The sequence below is a fragment of the Streptomyces sp. SID1328 genome (assembly GCF_009865595.1).
Taxonomy (GTDB): Bacteria; Actinomycetota; Actinomycetes; order Streptomycetales; family Streptomycetaceae; genus Streptomyces; species Streptomyces griseoluteus.
Genome location: NZ_WWKH01000915.1, coordinates 1 through 6867 on the forward strand (window position 1 = coordinate 1; position 6867 = coordinate 6867).

General features: G+C 68.7%; 8 protein-coding genes and 1 pseudogene. 1 reads left to right on the forward strand and 8 read right to left on the reverse strand.

Annotated elements, in window-relative coordinates:
• Nucleotides 1–136: 136 nt before the first annotated feature.
• From GT030_RS29560 to rpsB, 8 genes are all read right to left on the reverse strand, one after another.
• On the reverse strand, nucleotides 137–364 hold the full coding sequence (locus GT030_RS29560) for an e9imm peptide (protein WP_237522889.1): 228 nt from the start codon (nucleotides 362–364) through the stop codon (nucleotides 137–139).
• Nucleotides 361–846, reverse strand: a complete 486-nt coding sequence (locus tag GT030_RS29565) for an NUDIX hydrolase (RefSeq protein ID WP_161203716.1) — start codon at nucleotides 844–846, stop codon at nucleotides 361–363. The genes GT030_RS29560 and GT030_RS29565 overlap by 4 nt, the downstream gene beginning before the upstream one ends.
• Nucleotides 847–865: 19 nt before the next feature.
• Nucleotides 866–1030, reverse strand: coding sequence for a hypothetical protein (locus GT030_RS29570; protein WP_202460719.1), 165 nt, complete (start codon nucleotides 1028–1030; stop codon nucleotides 866–868).
• A 731-nt stretch (nucleotides 1031–1761) separates the two neighbouring features.
• Nucleotides 1762–2802 (reverse strand): phosphatidate cytidylyltransferase, encoded by a 1041-nt coding sequence (locus GT030_RS29575; protein WP_161203717.1) that lies wholly within the window; start codon nucleotides 2800–2802, stop codon nucleotides 1762–1764.
• The gene (gene frr / locus GT030_RS29580) at nucleotides 2802–3359 is read right to left on the reverse strand and encodes a ribosome recycling factor (RefSeq protein ID WP_026248385.1); all 558 of its coding nucleotides are present in this window, start codon (nucleotides 3357–3359) and stop codon (nucleotides 2802–2804) included. Before frr ends, GT030_RS29575 begins: the two co-directional genes overlap by 1 nt.
• A gap of 178 nt (nucleotides 3360–3537) precedes the next feature.
• Nucleotides 3538–4296, reverse strand: coding sequence for a UMP kinase (pyrH, locus tag GT030_RS29585; RefSeq protein WP_086694692.1), 759 nt, complete (start codon nucleotides 4294–4296; stop codon nucleotides 3538–3540).
• 190 nt (nucleotides 4297–4486) lie between these two features.
• Nucleotides 4487–5323: a translation elongation factor Ts gene (gene tsf, locus GT030_RS29590; protein WP_161203718.1), complete on the reverse strand. Its 837-nt coding sequence runs from the start codon at nucleotides 5321–5323 to the stop codon at nucleotides 4487–4489.
• 148 nt (nucleotides 5324–5471) lie between these two features.
• Nucleotides 5472–6371: a 30S ribosomal protein S2 gene (gene rpsB, locus GT030_RS29595; protein WP_161203719.1), complete on the reverse strand. Its 900-nt coding sequence runs from the start codon at nucleotides 6369–6371 to the stop codon at nucleotides 5472–5474.
• A gap of 271 nt (nucleotides 6372–6642) precedes the next feature.
• On the opposite strand from rpsB, the pseudogene GT030_RS29600 reads away from it, so the two are divergent.
• Nucleotides 6643–6867: pseudogene (locus GT030_RS29600) on the forward strand (M23 family peptidase); the annotation flags it as partial.

The following is a 6867-nucleotide window of genomic DNA, read 5'->3' on the forward strand; positions in this document are numbered from 1 at the left end:
GGGCGCGCGTCGGCGCAGCGCGGGCGGAGCGGGCCGGAGGCAGGAGCGGCGCCCGCGGCGGAGCCGGGAAGCGCGCCCGGCGGAGCGGAGCGCAGCCGGGGCTTGATGAAGTAGAGAAAGTCTTACCGCGCTCTGATCACAGAGCGAACGGCTCGTAGGTCAGGGCTCGGTCTACGACCCTCTCAGCCGTCAGTTGCGGATCGAAGTCCCAGAAGATGTAGTTACTGATGTGTGGGCAGCCGAGGCCGCGTTTCAGTGCTGCGATGAGCTGGTCGGCTTCCGCCTCGTCGGCGTAGTCGGCGTCCATGAGCCGTTGCACCAGCAGGATGCCTTCCTCTCGGCTCATGGTCCGCGGCTTCGTCATGCCGCCTCGCTGCCGGGCTTCTGCCCGTGTTCGAGGTAGACCGGTACAGCTTCGTTCCGGGCCTCTGCGGCGGCGAGGATGCGTCGGGCCAGGCGCGGGATCGTACGCTCGCTGATCTGCGCCGGAGAGACAAACGCGAAGCTTTTCAGCTCCTCCGGCTGCAAGGTGATCGCTCCCAGGTGGTCCTGGGTGAGCTGGCCGCCGTCGAAGAGATACAGCACCTTGTCGCCCTCGGCCTCGTTGGGGGCCCAGTCAACCGCGAGCAGGCGCCCGACAAGCGGGGCGATCCCCAGCTCTTCCTGAACCTCACGGATGGCGGCATGCAACGGGGACTCGCTGGTCTCGACGTACCCGCCGGGGATCTCCCAGTAGTCCTTGTAGGAGGGCTCCACCATGAGGACCCGTCCAGCGGCATCAAAGAAAAGCACACCCGCTGCCATACGCGGGTGCGCCATCTTCGCTTCGTGCGCATTCGGTGCCATGCAGCTGAGGGTACCCAGCTCAGACCACATGCAGCCTGTCGGCCAGGTCCGCCAAGTTCCGGCTCGGCCGGCCCCGCTGTCCTCGCACCCAGGCGAGTACCAGCTCCCGCGCCAGGTAGTGGCTCCGCACCTGCTCCGGTGCCCAGCTCTCTGCTTCCAGGACCTTCGCGAGCACGTCGTCCATCCGGTTGTAGGCCGTGTCCTATGTGGTCGCGTCACCGACCCAGCACTCGCCAGCACTGTCACCCGAATGGCCCAACACGACGTGCCACCCACATGGGTGAATATCAGGCTGATTGGTGTCCCAACAGAGATAATCTGTGAAAGGCGAACCAAATGCGCATTCGACGAAGCCTCGCCGCCGTCATTACCACGGCAGCCCTCGCCGGAGTGGGCCTCACAGGCGCCGCCACCGCCACCGCCACCGCCAGCAGCGTCAGCAGCGTCACCCCGGGTGAGTGCACGGACGGCGGCGGAACGATCGATCGGTCGACGCCCGTGCTCCCGACATGCAGGGGCGGTAAGTACAACGGGCAGACAGTCGACTAAACCTCACTAGGGCCTGTTGCGATCGGCGCCCCGCAGCCACGCGCTGCGGGGCGTTCCCACGCGCGGGTAGCCGGGAGAGTCGCAGGGACTGTGCCGACCAGTCGGGCACGCTTTTAGTAGCGCCCCACGGCCCAGAGACGGCCCAGTGACCCACACCAGGCCCTCTATCCCCGCCAAACTCCCTGGTAGGGGGCCTGTTGTTGCCCGGCTACTGCCAGTTCTCCGGGCTTGGGCATGGTGGTACCACTGTCTCAGATCGACTGGGGTGGACCGGGCCGCCGTCCGCGACGCCGCCGCAGGCCTCCTCCAACGGCAATGGGCCCCGCCCTGCCGTCGCAGAGCGGGGCCCATCCGGGGCCGGCGGGGTCAGGACCCCACGAACGCCACCAGCAGCAGCCACACCACCGGTGCCGTGGGGAGCAGGGAGTCCAGGCGGTCCATGATTCCTCCGTGGCCGGGGAGGAGGGTGCCCATGTCCTTGATGCCGAGGTCGCGCTTGATCATGGACTCGCCGAGGTCGCCCAGCGTGGCGCTGCACGCGACGGCGAGGCCGAGGACCAGGCCCTGCCACCAGGCGCCGTCGTCGATGAGGAACTGCATGCACAGCGCGCCGGCGACCATGGCGAAGGCCACCGCGCCCAGCAGGCCCTCGCGGGTCTTGCCGGGGCTGATGCGCGGAGCGAGCTTGTGCTTGCCGAAGCGCCAGCCGACCGCGTACGCGCCGGTGTCGCTGACCACGGTGAGGAGCAGGAACGTGAGCACCCGCCAGGCACCGTCGGCGGCGGTGAGCATCATCGCCACGAAGGTCGCGAGGAACGGCACGTAGAACGCGGCGAAGACACCGGCCGTGACGTCCTTGAGGTAGCCCTCCGGCGGCTGGGTCATCCGCCAGACCAGGACGGCCAGCGCGGTGAGCGCCATGGCGACCCAGGCACCCTCGGCGCCGCGCGCGTAACCGGCGACCACCATCGCCGCACCGCCCACAGCGAGCGGAACCAGGGGTGCCTTGATCCCCTTGCGCTCCTGGAGCCGGCTGGTCAGCTCCCACAGACCGACGACCACCGCGACGGCGACCACACCGACGAACACGGCCTTGACGACGAAGAGCGAGGCGATGATGACCACGCCGAGCCCCACGCCGACGCCTATCGCCGCGCTCAGGTCACGGCCCGCGGTCTTCTTCGGCACGGGCACCGGCTGAGGGGCGTCAGGCATCGAGTCGTCGTCCTGGTCTCCGCCATACGCGGGTACGTCGGGCACGCTGGGCATGGGGCGAGTCTGCTGCGCCTCGGGCGCATCGTATGCGGGACCCGCCGTGACAGCCCCCTGGACAGGCCCACCCACGGTGGGCCCCCAGTACCCGGCCTGCCCCGCCTGCGACGGCGCCCCCCAGGAAGAGTCGCTCATCAGACTTCGAGCAACTCCGCTTCCTTGTGCTTGAGCAGCTCGTCCACCTGCGCCACGTACTTGGCGGTCAGGTCGTCGAGCTCCTTCTCGGCGCGGCGGCCCTCGTCCTCGCCGACCTCGCCGTCCTTGATCAGCTTGTCGATGGCGTCCTTGGCCTTGCGGCGCACGGAGCGGATCGAGACCTTCGCGTCCTCGGCCTTGTGCTTGGCGACCTTGATGTAGTCGCGGCGGCGCTCCTCGGTCAGCTCGGGGAACACCACACGGATGATGTTGCCGTCGTTGCTGGGGTTGACGCCCAGGTCGGAGTCACGGATCGCCTGCTCGATGTTGCGCAGCGCGCTCTTGTCGAACGGGGTCACCACGGCCATGCGCGGCTCCGGCACGGAGAACGAGGCGAGCTGGTTGATCGGCGTCGGGGCACCGTAGTAGTCCGCCACGATCTTGTTGAACATCGCCGGGTGCGCACGGCCGGTGCGGATCGCGGCGAAGTCCTCCTTGGCGACCACGACGGCCTTCTCCATCTTCTCCTCGGCTTCGAGGAGGGTCTCTTCGATCACCACTTGCTCCTGCGTGTCTTGAGTAAGGCCCGGCCGCGGCGCCCATCGGGCGGCGGGCCGGCTGCGTCGCGTCTGCTTCCTGCACGGTTCCCGACCGACAGGACATTGTCCATCCCCCGGCCGGTGCGCGTCCCGTCCTTGCCCCGGACGGGTCGCGCCGGTGGGACGGGGTCGCCGGTCAGTCCCGGCTGCCCTCGTCACCCACGAGCGTGCCGATCTTCTCACCCTTGACGGCCCGCGCGATATTGCCCTCGGCCAGCAGCTCGAACACGAGGATCGGCAGGCTGTTGTCACGGCACAGGGTGACGGCCGTGGCGTCGGCGACCTTGAGGTCGCGGGTGATGACCTCGCCGTAGCCGAGCGCGTCGAACTTGACGGCGTCGGGGTTGGTCTTGGGGTCGGCGTCGTAGACCCCGTCCACCCCGTTCTTGCCCATGAGCAGCGCCTCGGCGTCGATCTCCAGGGCGCGCTGGGCGGCGGTGGTGTCGGTGGAGAAGTACGGCATGCCCATCCCGGCACCGAAGATGACCACGCGGCCCTTCTCCAGGTGCCGGATGGCGCGCAGCGGGATGTACGGCTCGGCGACCTGGCCCATGGTGATGGCGGTCTGCACGCGGCTGTCGATGCCCTCCTTCTCCAGGAAGTCCTGGAGGGCGAGGCAGTTCATCACGGTGCCGAGCATGCCCATGTAGTCGGAGCGGGCCCGGTCCATGCCGCGCTGCTGCAGCTCGGCGCCGCGGAAGAAGTTGCCGCCGCCGATCACGACCGCGATCTCGGCGCCGTCACGCACGACGGCGGCGATCTCGCGGGCGATCTTGTGCACCACGTCCGGGTCGACGCCGAGGCCACCGCCGCCGGAGAAGGCCTCTCCGGACAGCTTCAGCAGAAACCGGCCGCGCACTTTGCCGTCGTCGCTCTTCTGGGCCTTGGTGGTCATGGGGATCCCGCCTCTTTCACATGTTGCACATACGAAGAAGGCCATTGCCGGTGGGTCGCTTCTCGCTCCCTTGCGCGGCAATGGCCTCCTCGTCAGATCTGCTGCCGTCCGCCGCACAGCCTCGGACGGCGGTCTGCGCGGACGACTGCTGTCGACCCTATCGGGGTCGCGCGTCGATCGCGGTACGGACTCAGATGCCGACCTTGATGCGCGAGAAGCGCTTCAGGGTGACACCGGCCTCGTCCAGCACCTTCTGGACCGACTTCTTGTTGTCCAGGGCGTAGGGCTGGCCGAGCACCGTGGCGTCCTTGAAGAAGCCGTTGAGACGACCCTCGACGATCTTGGCGATCGCGGCCTCGGGCTTGCCCTCGGCGCGGGTGGTCTCCTCGGCGATGCGACGCTCGGACTCGACGACCTCGGCCGGCACGTCGTCCTTGGAGAGGTACTTCGGCGCGAACGCGGCGATGTGCTGGGCGATGCCCTTGGCGACCTCGGCGTTGGGCTTGTCCAGCTCGACGAGGACACCGATCTGCGGGGGCAGGTCGGGCATCGTGCGGTGCATGTACGCGGTGACGTAACCGTCGGTGAACTGCGCGAAGCGGTCCAGGACGATCTTCTCGCCGAGGTTGGCGTTGGCCTCGTCCACGAACGCCTGGACGGTCTTGCCGGGCTCGATCTCGGAGGCGAGGAGCGCCTCGATGTCGGCCGGGGAGGTCTTGGCGACGTGCTCGGCGATGGCGTTGGCCACGGCCTGGAACTTGTCACCCTTGGCGACGAAGTCCGTCTCGCACTTCAGCTCGACGAGGACACCCTCGGAGTTGTCGTCGGCGATGATGGAGACCACGGCGCCGTTCTCGGCGGAGCGGCCCTCACGCTTGGCGACGCCCTTCTGGCCCTTGATGCGCAGCGCCTCGACGGCCTTCTCGACGTTGCCCTCGGCCTCGTCCAGCGCCTTCTTGCAGTCCATCATGCCGGCGCCGGTGAGCTCACGGAGCTTCTTGACGTCGGCGGCGGTGTAGTTCGCCATGAGTCTGTGAGTCTTTCTGGAAGTCTTGGGAGATCGGAGATCCGCACGGGCCCGCGACCGGCCGGTGGCCGGGTCGCGGGCGTCGTGTCGGGCTACGGATGACGGGTGGGGGCGCCGGTTCGTGCCGCCCCCACCGTCAGCGCCGGTGTCAGGCCTGCTCGGCCTGGGGGGCCTCGACCTCGGCGGCAGCCTCTTCGACGGCCTCGGAGACCGGGGCGTCGGGGGCCGGCGCCTCGGCGGCGATCTCGACGGCCTCGGCGGCGTCGTCGGCCTTCTTCTCGCCCTCGAGCAGGTCGCGCTCCCACTCGGCCAGCGGCTCGGCCGCGGCCTTCTCGCCCTTGTCACCGGTGGCGACGCGCGAGCGGGAGATGAGGCCCTCGGCGACGGCGTCGGCGATCACGCGGGTGAGCAGGGTGACGGAGCGGATCGCGTCGTCGTTGCCCGGGATCTTGTAGTCGACCTCGTCGGGGTCGCAGTTGGTGTCGAGGATGGCGACGACCGGGATGTTGAGCTTCCGGGCCTCGCCGACCGCGATGTGCTCCTTCTTGGTGTCCACGATCCAGACGGCGCTGGGCACCTTCTGCATCTCGCGGATACCACCGAGGGTCTTCTCGAGCTTGGCCTTCTCGCGGGAGAGGACCAGCAGCTCCTTCTTGGTCAGACCGGAGGCGGCGACGTCCTCGAAGTCGATCTGCTCGAGCTCCTTGAGGCGCTGCAGACGCTTGTAGACGGTCGAGAAGTTGGTGAGCATGCCGCCCAGCCAGCGCTGGTTGACGTAGGGCATGCCGACGCGGGTGGCCTGCTCGGCGATGGCCTCCTGCGCCTGCTTCTTCGTGCCGACGAACATGACCGTGCCGCCGTGGGCGACGGTCTCCTTGACGAACTCGTAGGCGCGGTCGATGTACGACAGCGACTGGAGCAGGTCGATGATGTAGATGCCGTTGCGCTCGGTGAAGATGAAGCGCTTCATCTTCGGGTTCCAGCGACGGGTCTGGTGACCGAAGTGGACGCCGCTCTCCAGCAGCTCCCGCATCGTGACGACGGCCATGGCCATCTCCTTGAGTTTCTCGGTTGTGCCGCGTCCGCCGGACGGCGGTCGCGCCTGACGCCCGCGGTGCGCCGTGCCGCGAAGGACCGAGGGGCGCTTGTACGGACCCTGTGACGGGCCTCGTACCGGGGCGTGCGAAGTCGACCCGGTGACCCGGATCGCCAGAAGAAGTGTACGGGACGGCCAGGGCACCGGGTGACGCCGCTGTCCACAACCGGCAGGTTGTCCACAGATCCCGCCAAGATCCGCCGGCGGGCGGCACGGTTCTCGCATGCGATCACTGGTGCGTTACGTGCTGAACTGGGCGCTTCCGCCCCTGTTGTTGGCCTTCGCCGTGCTCACACCCCTGGCGTGGGCGGAGCCGCCTGAAGAGAAACCTCCTGGTGAGCGGGTGCCCGCGCTGGCCCGGACCTGGCCGGTGGGGACGCGTCCGGCGGTGCTGCGCGGCTGGGAGCCGCCCGCCACCGTGTACGCCGCCGGGCACCGGGGCGTGGAC